The 20,765-nt window shown below is 67.4% G+C and carries 18 protein-coding genes; 4 read left to right on the top strand and 14 right to left on the bottom strand.

Annotated features, from left to right (window positions below; translation table 11 throughout):
• The first annotated feature begins 35 nt into the window (after positions 1–35).
• Positions 36–1,379 carry an HNH endonuclease signature motif containing protein gene (locus tag G6N32_RS11920; protein WP_115319775.1) on the top strand — a complete coding sequence of 448 codons (1,344 nt, stop codon included), beginning with the start codon at positions 36–38 and terminating at the stop codon, positions 1,377–1,379.
• On the opposite strand, the gene G6N32_RS11915 is transcribed toward G6N32_RS11920, so the two are convergent.
• Positions 1,351–1,803 carry a MarR family winged helix-turn-helix transcriptional regulator gene (locus G6N32_RS11915; RefSeq protein ID WP_115319774.1) on the bottom strand — a complete coding sequence of 151 codons (453 nt, stop codon included), beginning with the start codon at positions 1,801–1,803 and terminating at the stop codon, positions 1,351–1,353. The genes G6N32_RS11920 and G6N32_RS11915 overlap by 29 nt on opposite strands.
• A 74-nt stretch (positions 1,804–1,877) precedes the next feature.
• On the opposite strand from G6N32_RS11915, the gene G6N32_RS11910 reads away from it, so the two are divergent.
• Positions 1,878–2,816, top strand: coding sequence for a quinone oxidoreductase family protein (locus G6N32_RS11910; RefSeq protein ID WP_115319773.1), 939 nt, complete (start codon positions 1,878–1,880; stop codon positions 2,814–2,816).
• Between the two features lie 6 nt (positions 2,817–2,822).
• On the opposite strand, the gene secG is transcribed toward G6N32_RS11910, so the two are convergent.
• The 5 genes from secG to G6N32_RS11885 are packed head-to-tail and all read right to left on the bottom strand — an operon-like array spanning position 2,823 to position 6,952.
• Entirely contained in the window at positions 2,823–3,056 is a 234-nt protein-coding gene (gene secG, locus G6N32_RS11905; protein ID WP_115319772.1) for a preprotein translocase subunit SecG, read from the bottom strand.
• Positions 3,057–3,110: 54 nt separating this feature from the next.
• Entirely contained in the window at positions 3,111–3,896 is a 786-nt protein-coding gene (gene tpiA, locus G6N32_RS11900) for a triose-phosphate isomerase (RefSeq protein ID WP_115319771.1), read from the bottom strand.
• A gap of 7 nt (positions 3,897–3,903) precedes the next feature.
• Positions 3,904–5,112 (bottom strand): phosphoglycerate kinase, encoded by a 1,209-nt coding sequence (locus tag G6N32_RS11895; RefSeq protein WP_083120335.1) that lies wholly within the window; start codon positions 5,110–5,112, stop codon positions 3,904–3,906.
• A 6-nt stretch (positions 5,113–5,118) separates the two neighbouring features.
• Positions 5,119–6,141 (bottom strand): type I glyceraldehyde-3-phosphate dehydrogenase, encoded by a 1,023-nt coding sequence (gene gap, locus G6N32_RS11890; RefSeq protein WP_102807983.1) that lies wholly within the window; start codon positions 6,139–6,141, stop codon positions 5,119–5,121.
• 49 nt (positions 6,142–6,190) lie between these two features.
• Entirely contained in the window at positions 6,191–6,952 is a 762-nt protein-coding gene (locus G6N32_RS11885) for an ABC transporter substrate-binding protein (protein ID WP_115319770.1), read from the bottom strand.
• A gap of 251 nt (positions 6,953–7,203) precedes the next feature.
• Between G6N32_RS11885 and G6N32_RS11880 the strand changes: the two genes are divergently transcribed.
• The gene (locus G6N32_RS11880; protein WP_178059270.1) at positions 7,204–7,869 is read left to right on the top strand and encodes an MOSC domain-containing protein; all 666 of its coding nucleotides are present in this window, start codon (positions 7,204–7,206) and stop codon (positions 7,867–7,869) included.
• On the opposite strand, the gene whiA is transcribed toward G6N32_RS11880, so the two are convergent.
• The 4 genes from whiA to uvrC are packed head-to-tail and all read right to left on the bottom strand — an operon-like array spanning position 7,866 to position 12,812.
• The gene (gene whiA, locus G6N32_RS11875) at positions 7,866–8,843 is read right to left on the bottom strand and encodes a DNA-binding protein WhiA (protein WP_102808025.1); all 978 of its coding nucleotides are present in this window, start codon (positions 8,841–8,843) and stop codon (positions 7,866–7,868) included. The genes G6N32_RS11880 and whiA overlap by 4 nt on opposite strands.
• A complete protein-coding gene (yvcK, locus tag G6N32_RS11870) occupies positions 8,840–9,901 on the bottom strand; it encodes a uridine diphosphate-N-acetylglucosamine-binding protein YvcK (RefSeq protein WP_115319768.1) in 1,062 nt (353 codons plus the stop codon). The genes whiA and yvcK overlap by 4 nt, the downstream gene beginning before the upstream one ends.
• Entirely contained in the window at positions 9,898–10,815 is a 918-nt protein-coding gene (rapZ, locus tag G6N32_RS11865) for an RNase adapter RapZ (protein ID WP_163789240.1), read from the bottom strand. The genes yvcK and rapZ overlap by 4 nt, the downstream gene beginning before the upstream one ends.
• A complete protein-coding gene (gene uvrC / locus G6N32_RS11860) occupies positions 10,812–12,812 on the bottom strand; it encodes an excinuclease ABC subunit UvrC (protein WP_115321106.1) in 2,001 nt (666 codons plus the stop codon). The genes rapZ and uvrC overlap by 4 nt, the downstream gene beginning before the upstream one ends.
• A gap of 46 nt (positions 12,813–12,858) precedes the next feature.
• Here uvrC and G6N32_RS11855 point away from each other — a divergent pair, with 46 nt between their 5' ends.
• Positions 12,859–13,323 carry a GNAT family N-acetyltransferase gene (locus G6N32_RS11855; RefSeq protein ID WP_115321105.1) on the top strand — a complete coding sequence of 155 codons (465 nt, stop codon included), beginning with the start codon at positions 12,859–12,861 and terminating at the stop codon, positions 13,321–13,323.
• Here the strand turns inward: G6N32_RS11855 and G6N32_RS11850 are convergent.
• From G6N32_RS11850 to G6N32_RS11835, 4 genes are all read right to left on the bottom strand, one after another.
• Positions 13,310–13,774 carry a PH domain-containing protein gene (locus G6N32_RS11850; protein WP_115319767.1) on the bottom strand — a complete coding sequence of 155 codons (465 nt, stop codon included), beginning with the start codon at positions 13,772–13,774 and terminating at the stop codon, positions 13,310–13,312. The two genes, G6N32_RS11855 and G6N32_RS11850, sit on opposite strands and share 14 nt — an antisense overlap.
• Positions 13,771–14,250 (bottom strand): 6,7-dimethyl-8-ribityllumazine synthase, encoded by a 480-nt coding sequence (ribH, locus tag G6N32_RS11845; protein ID WP_115319766.1) that lies wholly within the window; start codon positions 14,248–14,250, stop codon positions 13,771–13,773. The genes G6N32_RS11850 and ribH overlap by 4 nt, the downstream gene beginning before the upstream one ends.
• Before the next feature lie 31 nt (positions 14,251–14,281).
• Complete coding sequence (locus tag G6N32_RS11840; protein WP_036337931.1) at positions 14,282–15,553, bottom strand: bifunctional 3,4-dihydroxy-2-butanone-4-phosphate synthase/GTP cyclohydrolase II; 1,272 nt, start codon at positions 15,551–15,553, stop codon at positions 14,282–14,284.
• Positions 15,554–15,798: 245 nt separating this feature from the next.
• On the bottom strand, positions 15,799–20,553 hold the full coding sequence (locus G6N32_RS11835; protein ID WP_147292021.1) for a beta strand repeat-containing protein: 4,755 nt from the start codon (positions 20,551–20,553) through the stop codon (positions 15,799–15,801).
• Positions 20,554–20,765: the final 212 nt, after the last annotated feature.

Here is a 20,765-nt window from a genome sequence, read left to right as displayed (position 1 = left end):
CTGATATTCGACCGTTTGTTCGATAGCGTGGATTCATGACATGCGATCCGCTCACCGCTCAGGCGGTGCACGACGTGGTTCGCGCCGAACTCGATGCCGTCGATGCCGCCTACGGTCGGCTCCGGTCGATCTGTACTGATCTGGCGGGCAACGCCTTTCGAATCGAGGTGGCCACACGCCTCGAGGACCAGAACCGGGTGAACCGCGGGCTGTCCTACCGCATGTTCGGCGAGATCGCCGAACCGGTTGACGGCTCGTCGTTGGCTGCCGGAGCGAAGGTCCGCGACGTCCTGGCCAGTCGGTTGCGGGTGACCGCCGGCGAGGTCAAACGGCGGTTCGCGCTGGCGGCTCGGCTGCGGCCGCGTCGATCACTGACCGGGCCGACGCTTCCGCCGGAGTTGCCTGTGTTGGCGGCCGCGGTCGAGGCCGGTGAGGTCGGCGAGGATCACGTCGCGGCGGTGTGCCATGCACTCGACCGGCTGCCGTCTTTCGTCACCGCGGCCGACCGGGACGCAGCGGAACGCGCACTGGTTCGCCGCGCGCGAGAACAGGATTCGAAGTTCGTCGCGGCGATCGGGGTCGAGATCGCCGACTGCCTGAATCCCGACGGCACGTTCACCGACGAGGATTGGGCACGACGCCGCGGCCTGCGGCTGGGCCGGCAGGGTCCCGACGGGATGAGCCGGCTTTCCGGCTGGGTGGATCCGGAGAGCCGCGCCTACATCGAAGCGGTGACGGCCGCGGTCCGGCCCGGGCGGCATCTCCCCGGTGACGCCGAGGGACGCGACAACCGAAGCCCGGAGCAACGCTGCCACGACGGAATCACGCTCGGCCTCAAGGCGGCTGTGTCGTCGGGGGTCTTGGGGCAGCATCGAGGACTGCCGGTCACCGTGATCGTGACGACGACGCTGGGCGAGTTGGAGCAGGCGGCCGGCTGGGCCCGTACCGGCGGAACCGGTCGCCTCCCGATGCGGGATGTCATCCGGATGGCCGGCGAAGCGGTGCACTACCTGGCGGTGTTCGAGGATCACTCGGCACGCCCGCTCTACCTCGGCCGCGCGAAACGCCTTGCGACGGCCGATCATCGGATCATCTGCCACGCCCGCGACCGCGGGTGTACCAAGCCGGACTGTTTCGAGCCCGGATACCACTCAGAAGTGCATCACGCGCTGGAGTGGAGCGCCGGCGGCCCGACCGACGCCGACAATTTGTACTTCGGCTGCCCGTGCGACCACGCGATGGCGACCGAGGGCACGTACACGACGACTGTCACCGAGGACGGCCGGATCGCGTGGAGCGACGGAACCGGTCCCCCGCGGGTCAACGACGCACACCACCCGGAACGGTTGCTCAGCGAGGACGGCGGGGAGTCGCGGTGACCGGCGGGGCCGGGTCGAGCATTCCCGACAGCAGTACGGCCAACCGTTTCCGCTCGGCGGCGCTGAGCCGGCTGGTCATGGGCGCCAGCAGACCGGCGACCGTGCCGGCAAGTTCGTTGCCGAGTCGTTGCCCGGTGGCGGTCAGGGTGACATGCACCGAGCGCCCGTCCTCGCGGCTTGTCGTGCGCTTGGCCAGGCCCCGGCGCACGGCACGGTCGATCAGCCCACTGACCGACGATCGCTCCAGGCCGAGGTATTCGGCGAGCTGGGCCATGGTGGGTTCACGATCCCGCAGGATGGCCAGCGCGCGCAGCTGGGTCAGGGACAGGTCGTGGTCGGCGGCCACCCGGTTCAACACCGCGGTCACCGCGAATGAGGTGCGCACCAGGTCTTCGAGCAGCGCCTCTGATATCTCGCCAGGCATAGCCCTAGCGTACCTCATTAGTTCGTATTACCATCTAAATGTAGTTCGTAATACCATCTATTTTGGAGGATGCCGTGCATGCAGCGGTCGTTACAGATTTCACGAAACCGCCCGCCTATCAGGAATTTCCGCAGGCCGCCTCGACCGGCGACAACGAAATCGTCGTCGACGTCCTTGCCGCCGGCCTGCATCCGCTGGTGCGCTCCCGCGCCGGCGGCGCTCATTACACCAGCACCGGCGCGCTCCCCCTGGTGCCCGGGATCGACGGCGTCGGCCGCGCCTCCGACGGCACTGTGCGCTATTTCGTCGTGGCCACCGACCTCGGCGCAATGGCTGAACAGACCGTCATCGACGTGCGTCGCAGCGTCGTGCTGCCCGACGACGCCGATCCGGTTGCGATTGCCGCGGCCATGAACCCGGCCATGTCGTCCTGGGTGGCGCTGCGCCGCCGCACTCTGATGCAGCCTGGGCAGACCGTCGTGATTCTGGGCGCGACCGGCACCGCCGGGCGCCTGGCCGTCCAAGTCGCCAAGCATCTGGGTGCGGGAGCGGTGATCGGCGTCGGCCGGGACCCCCGGCAGCTGGCGACGCTGCCGAGCCTGCGCGCCGACGACGTGATCGCACTCGACGAGATCCCCGCCGGCTTCGACCGGATCACGGGGGCCGACATCGTGCTCGACTACGTCTGGGGCCGGCCCGCGGCCGACATCATGGCCGGCGTCGCCCGCGGCCGCCATGACATGGCGCAGCCGTTGACGTGGATACAGATCGGTTCGATGGCCGGCGCCAGCGCCGACATCCCGTCGGCCGCGCTGCGATCGATGCCACTGCAGATCGTCGGCAGCGGGATCGGCTCAGTGCCGGCCGCCGACATCGTGGCGGAATTACCGGAGCTGGCGCAGTTGATCTCCACGGGCACCGTGCGAACGCACACGCGCGCGGTCCCGCTGGCCGACGTGGAACAGGTGTGGCCGCAACCGGAGAACGGTCAGCGAGTGGTCTTCACGCCGTGAAATGGACTAGCTGTACTTGATCTGCAGCGCCATGCCGACGATGGAGACCACCCAGATACCGGTGACGAACAGCGTGAGGCGGTCGAGGTTCTTCTCGACCACGGTCGACCCGGACAGGCTGGACTGCACACCGCCGCCGAACAGGGTCGACAGGCCGCCACCCTTGGCGCGGTGCAGGAGCACCAAGAGCACCACCAGGACGCTGGTGGTGACCAGGATGATCTGCAGAGTCAAAACCATGGCGACCAGACTACCTGGTCGGGGCCGTGGTCACGGCATCGGTCACGGCATCGGTCACGGGAGTGGTCCGCCCGCAGCGATCGCCGACAGGGTGGCGAACTGCTCCCCATCCAGCGACGCCCCGCCGACCAGCGCGCCGTCGACGTCCTTCTGAGCGACGATCTCACCGACGTTCTTGGCATTCACCGAGCCGCCGTAGAGCACCCGCACGCCGTCGGCGATCTCCTGCGTCGCGATGTTGCCGAGCTCGGCCCGGATCGCGGCGCACACCTCCTGCGCGTCGGCGGCGAGGGCGACCCGGCCGGTGCCGATCGCCCATACCGGTTCGTAGGCGATGACGACATCGGCGAGCTGCTCCGTGGAGAGCCCGGCCAGCGAGCCGCGCAACGAGTTCACGCAGAACTCGACATGGCCGCCACCCTCGCGGACCTCGAGCTGCTCGCCGATGCAGACGATCGGCGTGAGGCCGTGCCGGAACGCCGCGGCCGCCTTCTCGGCGACCACCGCGTCGTCCTCGTGGTGATAGGTGCGCCGCTCGGAGTGCCCGACCACCACGAATGTGCACCCGAGCTTGGCCAGGAACGCACCGCTGATGTCGCCGGTGTAGGCGCCCGAGTCGTGCTGCGAAAGGTCCTGCGCGCCGTAGGTCAGCCGCAGCTTGTCGCCGTCGACCAGGGTCTGCACACTGCGCAGATCGGTGAACGGCGGGATCACCGTCACGTCGACCTTGTCGAAGTACTTGTCGGGCAACGAGAACGCGATCTTCTGGACCAATGCGATGGCCTCGAAGTGGTTGAGGTTCATCTTCCAGTTGCCCGCGATCAGCGGTTTACGGGACACAGGACTCCTAGTTCAAGACTTCGATGCCGGGCAGTGTTTTGCCCTCAAGGTATTCCAGCGATGCACCGCCGCCGGTCGAAATGTGCGAGAAACCGTCCTCCGGGAGACCGAGCTGGCGCACCGCGGCCGCCGAATCGCCACCGCCTACGACGCTGAACGCGCCCTTGCCGGTCGCGGCGACGATGGCCTCGGCCACGCCCTTGGTCCCCGCGGCGAACGCCGGGAACTCGAACACGCCCATCGGTCCGTTCCAGAAGATGGTGCGTGCGTTGGACAGCAGCTTGGTGAATCGCTTGACCGATTCCGGGCCGATGTCCAGGCCCATCTTGTCGGCCGGGATACTGTCCGCCCAGACGGTTTCCGCCGGCGAGTCGGCCGCGAACTTCTCCGCGACGACGATGTCCACCGGCAGGTGGATTACATCTCCGTAGGTCTCCAGCAGCTGGCGACAGGTCTCGATCATCTCCTCCTGCAGCAGCGAGGTACCCACCGAAACACCTTGCGCGGCAAGGAAGGTGAAGCACATACCGCCGCCGATGACGATGCTGTCCGCCTTGGTCGCCAGGTTCTCGATGACGGCGAGCTTGTCCGACACCTTCGACCCGCCGAGCACCACGGCGTAGGGCCGCTCACTCGAGCTGGTCAGCTGTTCGAGCACCTTGACCTCGGCGGCCACCAGCGTTCCCGCGTAGTGCGGCAGCAGCGTGGCCACGTCGTACACCGACGCCTGCTTGCGGTGCACCACACCGAACCCATCGGAGACGAAAGCGCCGTCCTCCCCGACCAATTCGACGAGTGCCTTGGCCAGCGCCAGCCGTTCGCTGTCGTCCTTGCTGGTCTCACGCGGGTCGAACCGGATGTTCTCCAGCAGCAGGACATCGCCGTCGGTGAGTCCCTCGGCGCGGGCGAGCGCGTCGGTGCCGACGACGTCACCGGCCAACTGGACGTGCCTGCCCAGCCGCTCCGACAGCGCGGTGGCCACCGGCGCCAGCGAGAACGCCGGGTCAACACCACCTTTGGGACGGCCCAGGTGCGCGGTCACGATGACCTTCGCCCCGGCGTCGGCCAGCGCCTTCAGCGTCGGGACCGACGCGATGATGCGACCCGGATCAGTGATCTTCCCACCGTCGAGCGGGACGTTCAGGTCGGAGCGCACGAGTACGCCCCGACCCGAAACACCCTCGGCCAGCAGGTCGTCGAGTGTCTGGACGGCCATTGCGCGTTACAGCGACTTGCCGACCAGGGCGACCAGGTCCACCAGGCGGTTGGAGTAGCCCCACTCGTTGTCGTACCACGACACGACCTTGGCCTGGTTGTCGATCACCTTGGTCAGACCCGAGTCGAAGATCGAGCTGTGCGGGTCGGTGACGATGTCGCTGGACACGATCGGCGCGTCGTAGTACTTCAGGATGCCCTTGAGCTTGCCGTCGGCGGCAGCCTTCATGGCGGCGTTGATGTCGGCGGCACTCGCCGACTTGCTCAGCTCGGCGGTCAGGTCGGTCACCGAGCCGGTGGGGATCGGCACCCGCAGCGCGTAGCCGTCCAGCTTGCCCTTGAGCTCCGGCAGCACCAGGCCGATCGCCTTGGCGGCACCGGTCGAGGTCGGCACGATGTTCAGCGCGGCCGCCCGGGCACGGCGCAGGTCGCTGTGCGGGCCGTCCTGCAGGTTCTGGTCCTGGGTGTAGGCGTGGATGGTCGTCATCAGGCCCTTGACGATGCCGAACTCATCGTTGAGGACCTTGGCCAGCGGGCCGAGGCAGTTCGTGGTGCACGACGCGTTGGAGATGATGTTCTGGCTACCGTCGTACTTGTCGTCGTTCACGCCCAGCACGATCGTGATGTCCTCGTCGGTGGCCGGCGCGGAGATGATGACCTTCTTGGCGCCCGCATCGAGGTGGCCCTGCGCCTTGTCGCGCTTGGTGAAGATGCCGGTGGACTCGACGACGATGTCGACGCCGAGGTCGCCCCACGGCAGTTCAGCCGGGCCGGCCTTGACCTCGAGCGCCTTGATCTTGGTGTCGCCGACGACGATGGTGTCCTCACCCTCGAGGCTCACGTCGTAGGGCAACCGGCCCAGGATCGAGTCGAATTTCAGCAGGTGCGCGAGCGCCGCGTTGTCGGTCAGATCGTTGACCGCGATGATCTCGATATCCGCGTTCTTGCCCTGCGCCTTTTGCGCGTCGAGAGCCCGGAAGAAGTTGCGTCCGATGCGGCCGAAGCCGTTAACGCCAACCCGGATGGTCACGTTGTCTCCTCTAGTAGCTTCTCAGTACCCGCCCAGCCTAGTGGCCTGCTCACCGGCGTGCGCGACCGCCTGGAATGTCACGCGGGGGTCCCCCGATTCGGGGCCCGCTCTGGTCGGCGCGCGGTGAGCCTGTCCACCGCTCCCGAATCCGCGGCAACGTCCCGTCCGCCTCGAGAGCGGCCTGCGCGACGTTGATCCGGCTCAGCAACGTGGTGTCGGTGGTGGGTACCGCGATCGCGATCTTCTCGGTGGTGATGCCGCGCTGAACGACGGTCACGCCCGGTGTCGCCTCGGCAAGCCGACTCAGTACCGGGTCGAGTTTCATGAACGCGTCACACCGCCCGGTGCACAGATCCCGCATCGCCGTGCGGATGCTGCCGTAGTCGTAGACCCGCACCCGGGCGACCTTGCCGTCGGCCAGCAGACGGTTGGCGATCGGCTGGCTGGTATTGCCCTGCTGTACGCCGAGGGTCAGTCCGTCGAGGTCGTCGATCGACGTGACATCGGGCAGCCGGGTGGCATCGACGGCGAGCGCCTGACCGGAGATCAGGTACGGGTCGCAGAACGCGGCCTTCAGCGCGCGGGATCCGGTGATCGTGGTGCCTGCGGCGACACAGTCGAACTCGCCGGAGTCCAGCGCGTCGAAGATGCCGTTGAAGTCGCGGCCCCGGTAACGGATGAACTCCACCGACGCGCCGAGCCGCTCGCCGATGGCGGCCATGAGGTCGACGTCCAGGCCGGACCCTGCCGGTCCGGCGTCGTTGAACGGTGGGTCGGGTAGTGCCGCCCCGACGCGCAGTACCTCGGCCATGACATGAACGCTAGCGCCTGGTCCGTCGCCCCCACCGGCGCTCTCCGCGCCGGACCGCCGCCCGGCCCGGCACCTCCTCGTAGCATCGCGAAACCATCATCGGCACAAGGCCTTTCGGGGGACGCATCGGTCGACCCGTCGTCGGCGATCGAGCCGGCGCGGGAGTCGGTCAATCAGTCACGGGTTCGATGTCAGACAACGGCGTTGTGTCCAAATCGGTTCGACCATCGCAACGCCGTTACCCTGTGGTGGTGGCAAGTGTGCTGTCGGTCAATCTGGCCCGAGTCCGCGCGAACCCCGACAAGCCGGCGAAGCGCACCGGCATCGACAAGACGGCGACGTCCGACGCGGTGACGGTCCGCGCACCGGGGCCGATGCGCGGCGGCCTGGGCAGCGGCCTGGTCGGCGACACGATCGGCAACCAGAAGCTGCACGGCGGCGACGACCAAGCCGTCTACGCCTATGCCCGCGAAGACCTCGACGACTGGGCCACCCGCCTCGATCGTCAGCTGACCGATGGGATGTTCGGCGAGAACCTCACCACCTCCGGCATCGACGTCACCGGAGCTCTCATCGGCGAACGCTGGCGGGTGGGCTCCGACGGTCTACTGCTCGAAGTCTCGGCGCCCCGAACCCCATGCCGCACGTTCTCGGCGTTCCTCGACATCGCCGGCTGGATCAAGACGTTCACCGACGCCGGCAAGCCCGGGGCATACCTGCGGGTGATCTCCCCCGGCACCGTACGAGCGGGAGACCAGATCGTCGTCGAGGACAAGCCCGATCACGATGTGACGATCGCCCTGGTGTTCCGCGCCCGGATGACCGACCCCAGCCTGCTCCCCAGGCTGCGAGCCGCCGATGCGTTGTCCGACGAACTCAAGGCCTATGCAGCTAAGAGAGCGGCCAAGTCGATTTAAGCGTCTTCCAGCAGATCCGGCGTGACGGCCGACTCGGTGTCCGGGATACCGTCCTGTTTGGCTTTGCGATCCGCCATCGACAACAGACGCCGAATACGCCCGGCCACAGCATCTTTGGTCATCGGCGGGTCGGCGAGCCGACCCAGTTCCTCCAGCGACGCCTGCCGGTGTTCGACCCGAAGCTTGCCCGCGGCCGCCAGGTGGTCCGGCACCGTGTCGGCCAGGATCTCCAACGCGCGCTCCACCCGGGCCGCGGCGGCGACAGCGGCGCGGGCCGAGCGGCGCAGATTCGCGTCGTCGAAGTTGGCCAGCCGGTTCGCGGTGGCGCGCACCTCGCGGCGCATCCGCCGTTCCTCCCACGTCAGCCGGGTGTCCTGGGCGCCCATCCGGGTCAGCAGCGCACCGATGGCCTCGCCGTCGCGCACCACGACCCGATCGGTGCCACGCACCTCGCGCGCCTTCGCACTGACCCCGAGACGCCGGGCGGCACCCACCAGCGCCAGCGCGGCTTCCGGTCCGGGACAACTGACTTCGAGCGCTGACGACCGCCCCGGCTCGGTCAGCGAGCCGTGCGCAAGGAACGCACCCCGCCACGCCGCCTCGGCGTCGCCGACGCTGCCGCCGACCACCTGCGCGGGCAGCCCGCGCACCGGCCGGCCGCGCATGTCCAGCAGGCCGGTCTGACGAGCCAGCGCCTCACCGTCCTTGGCGACCCGCACCAGATACCGCGTGCTCTTGCGGATACCGCTGGCCGACAGCACGTGCACCACCGCGTTGTAGCCGTACAGGTCGTAGATGTCCTTGCGCAGCCGCCGCGCGATGATGCCCAGGTCCACCTCGGCTTCGACCACGACTCGGCCCGACACGATGTGCAGGCCACCGGCGAATCGCAACAGCGAGGCCACCTCGGCCCGGCGTGCGCTCACGGAATTGACGGCCAGCCGGCTGAGTTCGTCCTTCACCTCGGCAGTCATCGCCACAGGTCGTCACCTCTCGGTCCGTTGCCAGTCGGGTCCTGCACCCCGTCCCCCTGTCGCCCTCCGCCGGCCTGCACGGATGCAGCAGGTGGAGGGGAAGGCGGCGCGGTCACCGAATTTCGGGTGCGCACACCGTCAAGCGCTGCAGCCAGCTTGGCCGGGTCATGTAAAGGTGTACCAGGTCTGGTCACGTCGGCAAACTGAACTGACGCTTCCAGCAGGCTTGCTGTACGCCGCAGTTGGTCACGCTCCCGGTCAGACGGGACGCGTGTGGCGTCGACCACGATCTCGTGCACCGAGAAGCCCGGCGCATGCTGCGCGAGAACGTGCAGATGCCGCTCGGCCGAGAAGCCGGCGGTCTCTCCCGGCTCGGCGGCCAGGTTGAGCACCAGGGCGCGACGGGCGGTCGTCGCCTTCAGTGCGGCGGCCAGTTCCGGAACCAGCACGTGCGGGATCACACTGGTGAACCAGGAGCCCGGTCCGAGCACCACGAGATCGGCGTTCATGATCGCGTCGACGGCCTGGCGGGTGGCCGGCGGGTCGCCCGGCAGCAGACGTACCCGGCGGACCTTGCCCGGCGTCGTCGCGACCGCCACCTGACCGCGGATCACCCGGCTCATCCGGGGATCACCTTCCAGGCCGGCGACGTCAGCTTCGATCTGCAGCGCGATCGGGCACATCGGCAGCACCCGGCCCTTGACGCCGAGGATGCGGCCCAACTCGTCGAGCGCGGCCACCGGATCGGCCAGCAACTCGTTGAGGCCGGCCAGCATCAGGTTGCCGATCGGATGTCCGGCCAGTGCGCCGCTGCCGCCGAACCGGTGCTGGATGATGGTGGCCCACAGTCGCCCGTGGGGGCTGTCAGATGCCAACGCCGCCAACGCCATTCGCAGATCACCTGGCGGGATGATGTCGAGCTCGCTGCGCAACCGTCCGGAGGAACCACCGTCGTCGGCGACAGTGACCACCGCGGTGACGTGAGGGGTGAGCCGGCGCGCGGCGGACAGCGTCGCGTACAGACCGTGGCCACCGCCGAGGGCGACGATGCGTGTCATTCGCGACCCAGATCGCGGTGCAGGACGCGAACAGACAGGTGCTCGTGGTTCTCCAGCAGTCCGGCGAGCGCCTCGGCCATCGCCACACTGCGGTGCTTGCCGCCGGTGCAGCCGATGGCCACGGTCATGTAGCGCTTCCCCTCCCGGCTGTAGCCATCGACGACCAGCTTCAGCAGCTGATGGTAGGTCTGCAGGAACTCTGCGGCACCGGGTTGGCCAAGGACGTAATCCCGGACCGCCGGGTGCTGGCCCGAGTGCGACCGCAACTCGTCCACCCAGTGCGGGTTGGGCAGGAAGCGGACGTCCATCACCATGTCGGAGTCCATCGGCAGGCCGTACTTGAACCCGAACGATTCGACCGTGACGCTGGTCTGCGCGATGGTCTGTCCCGCGAAGGCGCGTTCGATGCTCTCGCGCAGGCCGTGCACCGACAGCGTCGAGGTGTCGATGACCAGATCCGCCGACGCCCGCACCGGAGCCAGCATGGCCCGCTCGGCAGCAATGCCTTCGGCCAGCGTCTGGTTGCCCTGCAGCGGGTGACTGCGCCGGTTGTTCTCGTAACGGCGGACCAGGATGTCGTCGGAGGCCTCCATGAACAACACCCGCGGATGGATGCCGCGAGTCACCAGCTCGTTGCGTACCCAATCCAGATCGCCGGTGAACCCTCGGGACCGGACGTCCATCACCACCGCCAGCTGGGTTATTCGCGATCCGGCGGTCAGGCCGAAATCGACCATCCGGGCGATGAGTTCAGGGGGCAGATTGTCGGCGACGTACCAACCCAGGTCCTCGAGCACCTTGGCCGCCGTTCCCCGGCCTGCCCCCGACAGACCCGTCACCAACACCACGTCGATACCTGAATCCTCGCCGGTGTGGCCGGTGTGCATCTCTTCGCCTGTGCTGTGATCTGTCATCGGGTCGCCTGTTCAGCAGACTGATCTTTGCCGACCGGCTCTTCCGGTGCAGCCGATACCGGTGAATCCACCGTCACGCCTAGCGCTTCCAGCACCGCGGCGGCGGTCGCGGTGCCGATGCCCGGCACCGTGGTGATCTCCTCGACACTGGCCTGACGCAGTCGGGCCAGCGATCCGAAGTGGCTCACCAGCGCCTTGCGCCGGATCTCTCCGAGCCCGGGCACCGAGTCCAGCGCCGACGCCGTCATCCGCTTCGAGCGCTTGCTCCGGTGGTAGGCGATGGCGAAGCGGTGGGCTTCGTCGCGGACCCGCTGCAGCAGATAGAGACCTTCACTGTTCCTCGGCAGAATCAGCGGTTCCGCCTCGGCCGGCACCCACACCTCCTCGAGGCGTTTGGCCAGACCGATCACGGCGACGTCGGCGACGCCGAGGTCGTCGAGCACCGCCTGGGCGGCGTTGACCTGGGGAGCGCCGCCGTCGACGACGTACAGGTTCGGCGGGTAGGCGAACTTGCGCGATTTCCCCTCCGGGGACAGCTCGTCGAGGGGCTGCTGCTGTTCATGGACGTGGCGGGCGAACCGGCGCCGGGTCACCTCGGCGATCGAGGCGACGTCGTCGGAGCGGCCCTCGCCCGCGGCCTCCCGGATGGCGAAGTGCCGGTAGTCCGACTTGCGCGGCAGACCGTCCTCGAACACCACCATGGAGGCCACCACGTCGGTGCCCTGGACATGACTGATGTCGACGCACTCGATGCGCAGCGGCGCATCGGCCAGTCCGAGCGATTCCTGGATGTTCTGCAGCGCAGCCGATCTGGCGGTGAAGTCGCCGGCCCGCTTGAGCTTGTGCTGCTGCAACGCCTCTTTCGCGTTGCGCTGCACGGTGTCGGCCAGCGCCTTCTTGTCGCCACGGCGCGGAACTCGCAGCGCCACCCGCGACCCGCGCAGCCCGGACAGCCAGTCGGCCAGCTCGTCGGCGTTGGGGGGCAGGCACGGCACCAGCACTTCACGCGGTACGGGATTGGTGGATTCGTCTGCGGCGCCACCCAATTCGGCCTGGTCGCCGTAGAACTGGGTGAGGAACTGCTCGACCAGCCGCCCCTCGGCCGATTCGCCGGGGTCGGAAGGCTTTTCGACGACCCAGCCACGCTGTCCACGCACCCGCCCGCCACGGACGTGGAAGACCTGCACGGCGGCCTCCAGATCGTCGTCGGCGAACGCGACGACGTCGGCGTCGGTACCGTCCCCGAGCACCACGGCCTGCTTCTCCAGCGCCCGCTTGAGTGCGCCGATGTCGTCGCGCAGCCGGGCGGCCCGCTCGAAGTTCAGTTCGGCGGACGCCGCGTTCATCTCCAGCTCGAGTTCACGGGCGAAGCGGTCGGTCTTGCCGGACAGGAAGTCGCAGAAGTCCAGGACGATCTTGCGGTGCTCCTCGGCGCTGACCCGTCCGACGCACGGCGCCGAGCACTTGTCGATGTAGCCCAGCAGGCACGGACGCTCGATCTGGCTGTGCCGCTTGAACACTCCGGCCGAACAGGTGCGGGCGGGAAATACCCGGGTCAACAGGTCCAGGGTTTCGCGGATGGCCCAGGCATGCGAATACGGGCCGAAATAGCGCACACCCTTGCGGCGCGGACCGCGATACACCGACAGCCGCGGGAACTCCTCGTTGAGGGTGACGGCGAGCACCGGATAGGACTTGTCGTCGCGGTAGCGGACGTTGAACCGCGGATCGAATTCCTTGATCCAGTTGTATTCCAGCTGCAGAGCTTCGACCTCGGTGTTGACCACGGTCCACTCGACCTTGGCCGCGGTGGTCACCATCTGGCGGGTACGCGGATGCAGGGCGGAGATGTCCTGGAAGTAGGACGTCAGCCGCGGGCGCAGGCTTTTCGCCTTCCCCACGTAGATCACCCGGCCATGCGGATCTCGGAATCGGTAAACACCCGGTTCCACCGGAATGGACCCGGGCGCCGGGCGGTACGTCGACGGGTCGGGCACGTCCACAAGGTTAGTCCGAGCGCCGACAGGCACTACCGTCGTGGGCGTGCCAGCAGCGCGCATCACTCGTCTCACCGAGTCGGACTGGGAGCAGTTCGCCGAGCTGAGGCTGCGCGCGCTCACCGAGACGTTCGGGACGACCGACAAGCAGTACCTCGTCGAAGCCCGGTTCACCGCGACCGACTGGCGCCGGCGGCTGCGCGACCACGCTCAGTTCGCGGCGATGCTGGACGGCCGAGCCGTCGGGATGGTGGCCGCCTATCAGGAGAGCGCTCAGGCGGCGTACGTGTACTCCCTGTGGCTCGAACCGGCGGCACGCGGGCACGGCCTGGCCCGCAGGCTGGTGGCCGCCGCGGTGGACTGGGCCCGCCGGCGCGGGGTGCGCACCGCGACCCTGCGGATGGCGCCCGACAACGCAGCCGCGCGAACGGTCTACGAAAGCCTGGGATTCACCGAGGTGCCGAAGTGCGGCGCCACGGGCGAAGTGGTGATGAGACTCACGATCCCGTGAGATCGGGCCGGTACTTGGCGAGCTGCGTCCGGACTGTGTCCATCGCGTGCACCGCGCGTTCGCCGTCTATCGCCTGGATGGCCAGCACCGCGGTGTATTCATAGTCCTCCAGGTCGACCCGGGCCCACCTGGCGCCCTGCGGGAACGACACCCCCACCACGTCACTCCACGGGATCACCCGCTCGAGCAGAATGTTGCGCACGCCGAGTCCGGCCGGTCCGATCCGCAGGCGCGGCATGGCCAGCAGCAGGATCGCGGCAGCCAGAATCACCCCGAGCACAGCCATCGCCACCTGATCAGCGGTCTGCAGGATCGCCCCGGTGTAGCGGATCTTCAGCAGGACACCGACGACGATCCCAGAGGTCGCGACCACGAACGCGGCGGCGTACGCGACATACGGCGTCCGGCGAGGCCGCAGCACGACATCCCAGCGGCTGGTGGTGTCGGTCATGCCCCGCGGAGGTGACGCAACGTCAACGCGGTCGACAACGCGGCAGCGGCGGCTTGGGCGCCCTTGTCCTCGGCGGAATCAGGCAGACCGGCGCGGTCGAGCGCCTGCTCCTCGGTGTTGGTGGTGAGCACCCCGTTGGCCACCGGCGTCGACTCGTCCAGCGACACCCGGGTCAGGCCCTGGGTGACGGCATCGCAGACATAGTCGAAATGCGGTGTCTGCCCGCGGATGACGACGCCCAAGGCGACGACGGCATCGTGGGTGCGCGCGAGTTCCTGTGCGACGACCGGGATTTCGATGGCGCCCAGGACGCGGACGACGGTCGGATCGCAAACTCCGGAGTCGTCGGCCACTCGGCGCGCGCCGTCCAGCAGTGCGTTGCAGATCTTCGAATGCCAGGTGCTGGCCACGATCGCCAGCGACAACTCCGAGGCGTCCATCTCCGGAAGTTCCGGGACGCCGGCGCCTCCGCTCATTCACTCGCTCCGCAAGCGTCGCTCGTGGCGCTCACAGGGCGCCACCGAGATCGCCGGGCACGACCTGGTCGTAGTCGTCGAGGCCGGTCAGGTCGTGACCCATCCGGTCCCGCTTGGTCATCAGATAACGGATGTTCTCGGCGTTGGCCCGCACCGGCAGCGGCACCCGCTCGATGATGTGCAGCCCGTAGCCGTCCAGGCCGACCCGCTTGGCCGGGTTGTTGGTCAGCAGCCGCATCGAGCGCACGCCGAGATCCACCAGGATCTGCGCGCCGATCCCGTAGTCGCGTGCGTCGGCGGGCAGGCCGAGTTCGAGGTTGGCGTCGACGGTGTCGGCGCCGGCGTCCTGCAGCTGGTAGGCCTGCAACTTGTGCATCAGGCCGATGCCGCGGCCCTCGTGGCCGCGCATGTAGAGCACGATCCCGCGACCCTCGCGCGCGACCATCGCCAGCGCGGCGTCCAGCTGGGGGCCGCAGTCGCAGCGCCGCGAACCGAACACGTCACCGGTCAGGCATTCGGAGTGGACTCGCACCAGCACGTCGTGGCCGTCGTTCTCCGGACCGCTGATATCCCCCTTGACCAGGGCGACGTGCTCCACCTCTTCGTACATGCTGGAGTAGCCGACGGCGCGGAACTCACCATGACGGGTGGGGATACGGGCCTCGGCGATGCGCTCGATGTGCTTCTCGTGCTTGCGCCGCCACTCGATCAGGTCGGCGATGGAGATCAGGGCCAGGTCATGCTCGTCGGCGAAAACCCGCAGCTCGTCGGTCTGGGCCATCGAGCCGTCGTCCTTCTGGCTGACGATCTCGCAGATCGCACCCGCAGGCTGCAGACCGGCCAACCGGGCCAGGTCGACAGCGGCTTCGGTGTGGCCGGGGCGGCGCAGCACGCCGCCGTCCTTGGCGCGCAACGGAACCACGTGGCCGGGCTTGGTGAAGTCCTCCGACACGCTGCCCGGGTCGGCGAGCAACCGCATCGTCGTTGCCCGGTCGGCAGCCGAAATACCGGTTCCCACACCGTGTTTGGCGTCGACGGTGACGGTGTAGGCAGTGCCGTGCTTGTCCTGGTTGACCGCATACATCGGCAGCAGGCCCAGCTTGTCGCAGATCTCGCCGGACAGCGGCACACACAAGTAGCCCGAGGTGTAGCGGACCATGAACGCGACCAGCTCCGGCGTCGCCTTCTCGGCGGCGAAGATCAGGTCACCTTCGTTCTCGCGGTCCTCGTCATCGATGACGACGACGGCCTTGCCTGCCGCGATATCGGCAACCGCCCGTTCGACGGTGTCCAGCCTCGTCATCCTTGCCCGCTCACTTCCGCTGTTGTACTACCAGACAGTATGAACCACCTGTGGCAGGTGATTATTGCCCGTCCTGTTGAGCGGTCCGCTCACTCGGTGGGCGAGGGTCCGCGACACCGGTATGCGCAGGCCAGGGCGTGGTGTGACGTGGGCGACAGGACGGCCGCCGCCGGATCAGGCTGGTCGACCACGCGGCCTTCTGCAACGCGCTGCTGCGGTGGGCCTACCGCACGGCGGGGCGCAGATCAGACCTGCTTCTGACCCGGGGTGCTGGTCACCACACCGTTGGAGGTCCTCCAGTACCCGTCGTAGACGGTGATGGTGAAGGAGGAGAGCTTGGTGTAGGTGGCGGTGCCGCCGGCGAGGGTGCCGCTACTGAAGGATCCCCCGCCGGAAATGATGTACCCCGAGCCGGGGTTGGCGTCAGTGGGCGCGGAGCTGAGTTTCGTGGTCGAGATCGTCGGGCCATCGGGATCGGTCGCTTTGATGAACGTCCAGCTATTGCCGACCTTGTTGGCGCTCGTAACCGGGTCCTGGTTTTCGGCGTAGATCGGGACGACGACCTTGACGGTGCTGGTGCCGCCGTAGCCGTCGGTGACGGTGAGGTTGAACCAGTCCGTCTTTTGCGCAGCGCTGGCCCCCATCTTGGCCGCGGCGTTGAAGTAGGCCGCGGTCTGGCTGATCGAGTACGACATCGTGCCGTTGGAGTTGACCGTCACAGTGCCGCCGTTAGCGGTGGTGATGGTGCCGCCGCTGGCCAGGGCGAAGGTCGTGCCGGTGCCATCGAACTTGTTGTTGATCAGCAGTGCGTCGGAGTCGGGGTCGCTGGCGGCGAATGTCATGCCGGTGACCGTCTGGACCCCGGCCGCGTTGGGGTTGGTCTTGGATCCCGGACCGGCCAGCGTGACCGTACCGGAGCTACCGTTGACCGTCACCGTGGGCGCATTGTTGCTCTCCGACGGGGCCACGTTGATCGTCGCGATGATCACGGACTTGCCGGTGGCATCGGTGGCCTTGATCGTGAACGAATCGTCTGTTGTGGTGCTGTGACCCAGGCCCGCGGTCCGGGTGTAGGTGTAGGTGCCGTTGGCGTTGACCACCACGCTGCCCTTGGTCGGGCCGCTGCCCAGGCTGTAGGTCAACCCCAGTCCGGTATCGCCGGCCGGGACGTTCAGCGAACCGGTCGTGACGCCGGCCACCCCGTTGGTGTTGGTCTGCGGCGAGGGCGTGGTCAGGCCGTTGAGCGTGACCGTCGCCGTAGTGACACCACCGTGGTTGTCGCTCACCTGTACCTGGAACGTGTCCGACGTGACACCCGACTTCGGAATGTAGGTGAACGAGGTTCCGGACATCGTGATGATGCCGCCTCCTGTGCCGTACACCGAACCACCTGTCGCGCCGACCAGGGTGTAGGTCAGGCTGTCGCCGTCGCCGTCGGAGCCGCCGTTGATCGTGCCGCGCACCACGCCGAGGCCGCTTGTGTTCGAGCTGGCCACGCCTCCACTCAAAGTCGGTGCGGTGTTTTGCTTTTCGATCGGAATCCCGTAGGTCACCGCGGTGGTGCCACCAAAGGCGTCGCTCACATTGATCGTGAACGTGTCACCCGGATCGCCCGTGACGGCATGGTCGTGCCAGTAGCTGTCCGAGACGCCGAACCACGCGTACTTCTTGATCGTGTAACTGAACGTGCCGTTGGCGTTGACCGTGATGGTCCCGCCCTGCGCGGTGCTGTACGTGCCGGCCGCCCAGGTGACCGCATCACCGTCGGCGTCGGTCGCCTTCAGCGTGCCGGTCGTATCCTGCTGATCGTTCGGGCCGACGACGCGGGTCAGCGACGAACTGCCCACTGTCACACCGTTGCCCACAGGCGCGGTGTTCGCCACCGTCGGGGTGACATTGATGGTCGCGATCGTCACCGTCTTGCCGGTGCCGACCTCCGTCGCGACGATGGTGAACGAATCATTCGGCGTCGTCGTGTGACCCAGACCCGCCGTCCGGGTGTAGCTGTAGGTGCCGTCGGCGTTGACCGTCACGGCGCCCTTCGACGGTCCGGTGCCCAGACTGTATGTGTACAAGCCACTTTCGCTGGCCGGGACATTCAGCTGGCCGGTGACCTTGCCCGGGGTTCCGGTATTGACATTCGTCGTCGGCGACGGCGTCGTGAGCCCACCGAGGTTCACCGTCGCCGTTGTCACGCCGCCGTGGCCGTCGTTGACGAGCACCTGGAACGAATCCGACGTGACGCCGACCTTCGGGGTGTAGGTGAACGAACCGTCCGAATTGATCTTGACGATGCCGCCGCCGGCGCTGTACACCGAGCCGCCCGTCGCACCGATCATGGTGTACGTCAGGCCGTCGCCGTCGCCATCGGAGCCGGCGATGTTGCCGCGCACCACACCCAGGCCCGAGGTGGTCTTGTTGTTGATCGTTCCGCTGTCCACCGTCGGCGGCGCGTTGAGCTTCGCGATCGGGACCGAGTACGTCACCGCGGTGACGCCACCGAAGCCGTCGCTGACGTTGATGGTGAACGTGTCACCGGGATCACCGTCGACGGCGTGAGTGTGCCAGTAGGCGTTGTGAACTCCGAAGGGGGCGAACACATTCTTGTCGTACGTGAATCGCCCGTTCGCGTCGACCACGATGGACCCACCCTGGGTGGTCGTGTAGGTGCCGGCAGCGAACGTCACCGGATCGCCGTCGGCGTCCGTCGCGTTGAGCTGACCCGTCGTGTGCTGCTCGTCGCGCGGACCGCCCAACGCGTTGTAGGTCGGCGCACCGACGGGCGAGTCCGTCGTCAGACCGGCACCCACAGGCGCACTGTTGCCGGTGGTCGCATTGACGTTGACCACGGCGACGGTCACGGTCTTCCCGGAGCTGTCGGTGCCCAGGATCGTGAAAGAGTCCGTCGTGGGCTGCGATCCGGCCGTCGCCGACCTGGTGTAGACGAACGTGCCGTCGGCATTCACAACCACGCTGCCGCGCAACGCATTCGGGCCGGTTCCCAGGCTGTAGTTCATCAGCCCGGCGTCGGCGGCGTTGACGATCATGCCGCCGGTCACCTTGCCGGTCTTGGTGTTGAAGGTGGTCACCGGCGACGCGGAACTCACCGGCACCGTCACGCTGGTCGTGTAGGTATGGCCGAAGCTGTCGGTGCTTGTCAGCTGGAATGAATCCGTCGTCGCGCTCGATGAGCGGTTCGGGATGTAGGTGTACGCACCGGTCGTTGAGTTGAGTTTGACGATGCCGCCGTTGGCGGTGTACGCCGATCCCCCGCTGGCGCCGTTGAGCGAGTAGGTCGTCGGGTTGTCCGGGTTCGCCGGTGATGAGACCACACCGCGCACCACGCCCAGCCCGGAGGTGCTGTTGACCGTGTTGGTCATCGTCCCGATGGCCTGGTTGTAATAGACGGTCACGGTGACCGTTTTTTGGGTTTCGTTGCCGTTCGGCATGTACGGCTTCGAGACGCTGATCTGACCGTCGCCCTGCGCCAGGACGGTCAGGGTGAACGTCAGAGTCTTGGGGGTCGAGGGGCCCAGCGGATTCCAGTCCCACACAGTCCAATTCATCCGCCCGTTGGTGCCGTCGACAACGGTGACGGTGAAGCGGCTGTCGTTGGGTTCGGTGAATCCATACGAGGTGATCGGGTCGCCGTCGGCGTCGTAGAACTGCACATAGCCCGAGACGGTGGTTCCGCTGGCACCGGGGAGATGCTGGCTGGTCTGCTGCATGTCGGTGACGACAGGCTGGTGATCGGTCGCGACGTCCGCGAAGCGCCGGAAGATCGCGACCACGACGACATACATCGCCAGCGATACCGGGTTCGGGGCCTTCCCGAGTGTGATGTCCATGTCGAGAACGGTCTTCGGCGACAGGAAGGCCCCCCTCGCCGCCGCGACGACGCCATCCAAGTCGTTCGCAGTGAGCCCGTTGACCACCGGGTTCGCGGCGATATCCTGCAACGCCCCGGCAAGGCTGATCGCCTCGTCGATCCAATGCGGGATGTCGACCGTCTGCGAGGTGTTGAACAGCACGATCGCGCCTGCGAGGACGGCGGCCGTCACCGACGCCTCCGTGATGATCGAGGGAGCGCCGTCGACCATCTTGAATGGCGGCACGAACTGGTCGATCAGGGTGGCAAGGCCGTTGAGGCCGTAGGAGAACCGGGTGACCACGATCGAGGGCTTGAAGAACTGATTCAAGAAGGTGACCGGAAACTTCAGCCAGCCGTTGACAGGCGTGAGCGGTGCCGCCAGCAGCGCATCGAGTTGCGCCGCCCAGGCGTCGAGCGTGGTCTGGATGTCGTACTGCGCCGGCGTGGTGATCGGACCTGCGCCGTCCTGGACGGCGGTCAGGTCGCCGCTCATCGAATAGGCGGCAGCCGACGGGGCGACGGCGGCCCTCGCGGTGGTCGACTTGCGGACGAGGATCGGCGTCGGCGTTGCGGCGGCTGACGGGGTGTCCCCCGCCGGTGCTGCGGTCGCGGTATCGACGACGGCAGTGGTGGACGTCGCCGGTGTGGTGACGGTGGCAGTGGTGGACGTTGCCGGTGTGGTGACGGTATCGGTGGCAGTGGTTGTCGTGGTGGATGATTCGGGCTCGGCAGTCGTCGTGGTGGTCGCCAGGACGGTGCTGTCCGCCGATGGGGTTCGGCCGGTGGTCGACGACCGGACGGTCACCGAGGAACCCCCGTTGGAGTCCGACGACGTCGGCTGCTTGGCCGCCGAGCGGGTGCGTGCGGGACCGGCGTTCTTGGGTCCACGGGTCGAGTTCGACGAGTGACCGGAATTGCTGCCGGAGTTGCTGGCCGACGAGGATCCGGAATCCGAGCCGCCGTCGGTCGACGCCGCCGCCATACCGTTTCCGACGCTTACCGCCAGACCCAGGCCTACCGCAGCGGCCAGAATGCCGTTGCGTGCTGCACGCTTGCCGCTACCGCCGGCACGCTTCCGATGGCGCCCCGCCAGCTTCCGATGGCGAGCCGCGTGCTTCTTGGAACTCAAGAAATCTCCCGACGCGTGTCCTACGTGACGGTGCTCGCACATTGCTGCGTGGGAGACGTACGCCACTTTGACTGGCCCGCAACGTAACATTGCTTACAGGTTTTTGCCAAAGGTTGTCTCAGTCAAATTTGAGGGAAATTCCTCCACCTGGCGTTTTAGGTCCAAAATGGCCGGAAACGGTTCGCGTGTCGCGCTGAGCATGTGCCTAGCAT

Source organism: Mycolicibacterium aichiense (assembly GCF_010726245.1).
Lineage (GTDB): Bacteria > Actinomycetota > Actinomycetes > Mycobacteriales > Mycobacteriaceae > Mycobacterium > Mycobacterium aichiense.
The sequence above is the reverse complement of the archived record's forward strand: the minus strand, read 5'-3'. Positions and strand labels throughout refer to the sequence as shown.

What these genes read in the sequence shown, in the direction of transcription:
- secG (WP_115319772.1), bottom strand. Translation starts at nt 3,056, where the DNA reads ATGGTTTTGACTCTGCAGATCATCCTGGTCACCACCAGCGTCCTGGTG.
- G6N32_RS11850 (WP_115319767.1), bottom strand. Translation starts at nt 13,774, where the DNA reads ATGACCGACACCACCAGCCGCTGGGATGTCGTGCTGCGGCCTCGCCGG.
- G6N32_RS11895 (WP_083120335.1), bottom strand. Translation starts at nt 5,112, where the DNA reads ATGGCCGTCCAGACACTCGACGACCTGCTGGCCGAGGGTGTTTCGGGT.
- G6N32_RS11885 (WP_115319770.1), bottom strand. Translation starts at nt 6,952, where the DNA reads ATGGCCGAGGTACTGCGCGTCGGGGCGGCACTACCCGACCCACCGTTC.
- whiA (WP_102808025.1), bottom strand. Translation starts at nt 8,843, where the DNA reads ATGACTGCCGAGGTGAAGGACGAACTCAGCCGGCTGGCCGTCAATTCC.
- ribH (WP_115319766.1), bottom strand. Translation starts at nt 14,250, where the DNA reads ATGAGCGGAGGCGCCGGCGTCCCGGAACTTCCGGAGATGGACGCCTCG.
- rapZ (WP_163789240.1), bottom strand. Translation starts at nt 10,815, where the DNA reads ATGACAGATCACAGCACAGGCGAAGAGATGCACACCGGCCACACCGGC.
- G6N32_RS11920 (WP_115319775.1), top strand. Translation starts at nt 36, where the DNA reads ATGACATGCGATCCGCTCACCGCTCAGGCGGTGCACGACGTGGTTCGC.
- G6N32_RS11915 (WP_115319774.1), bottom strand. Translation starts at nt 1,803, where the DNA reads ATGCCTGGCGAGATATCAGAGGCGCTGCTCGAAGACCTGGTGCGCACC.
- yvcK (WP_115319768.1), bottom strand. Translation starts at nt 9,901, where the DNA reads ATGACACGCATCGTCGCCCTCGGCGGTGGCCACGGTCTGTACGCGACG.
- G6N32_RS11840 (WP_036337931.1), bottom strand. Translation starts at nt 15,553, where the DNA reads ATGACGAGGCTGGACACCGTCGAACGGGCGGTTGCCGATATCGCGGCA.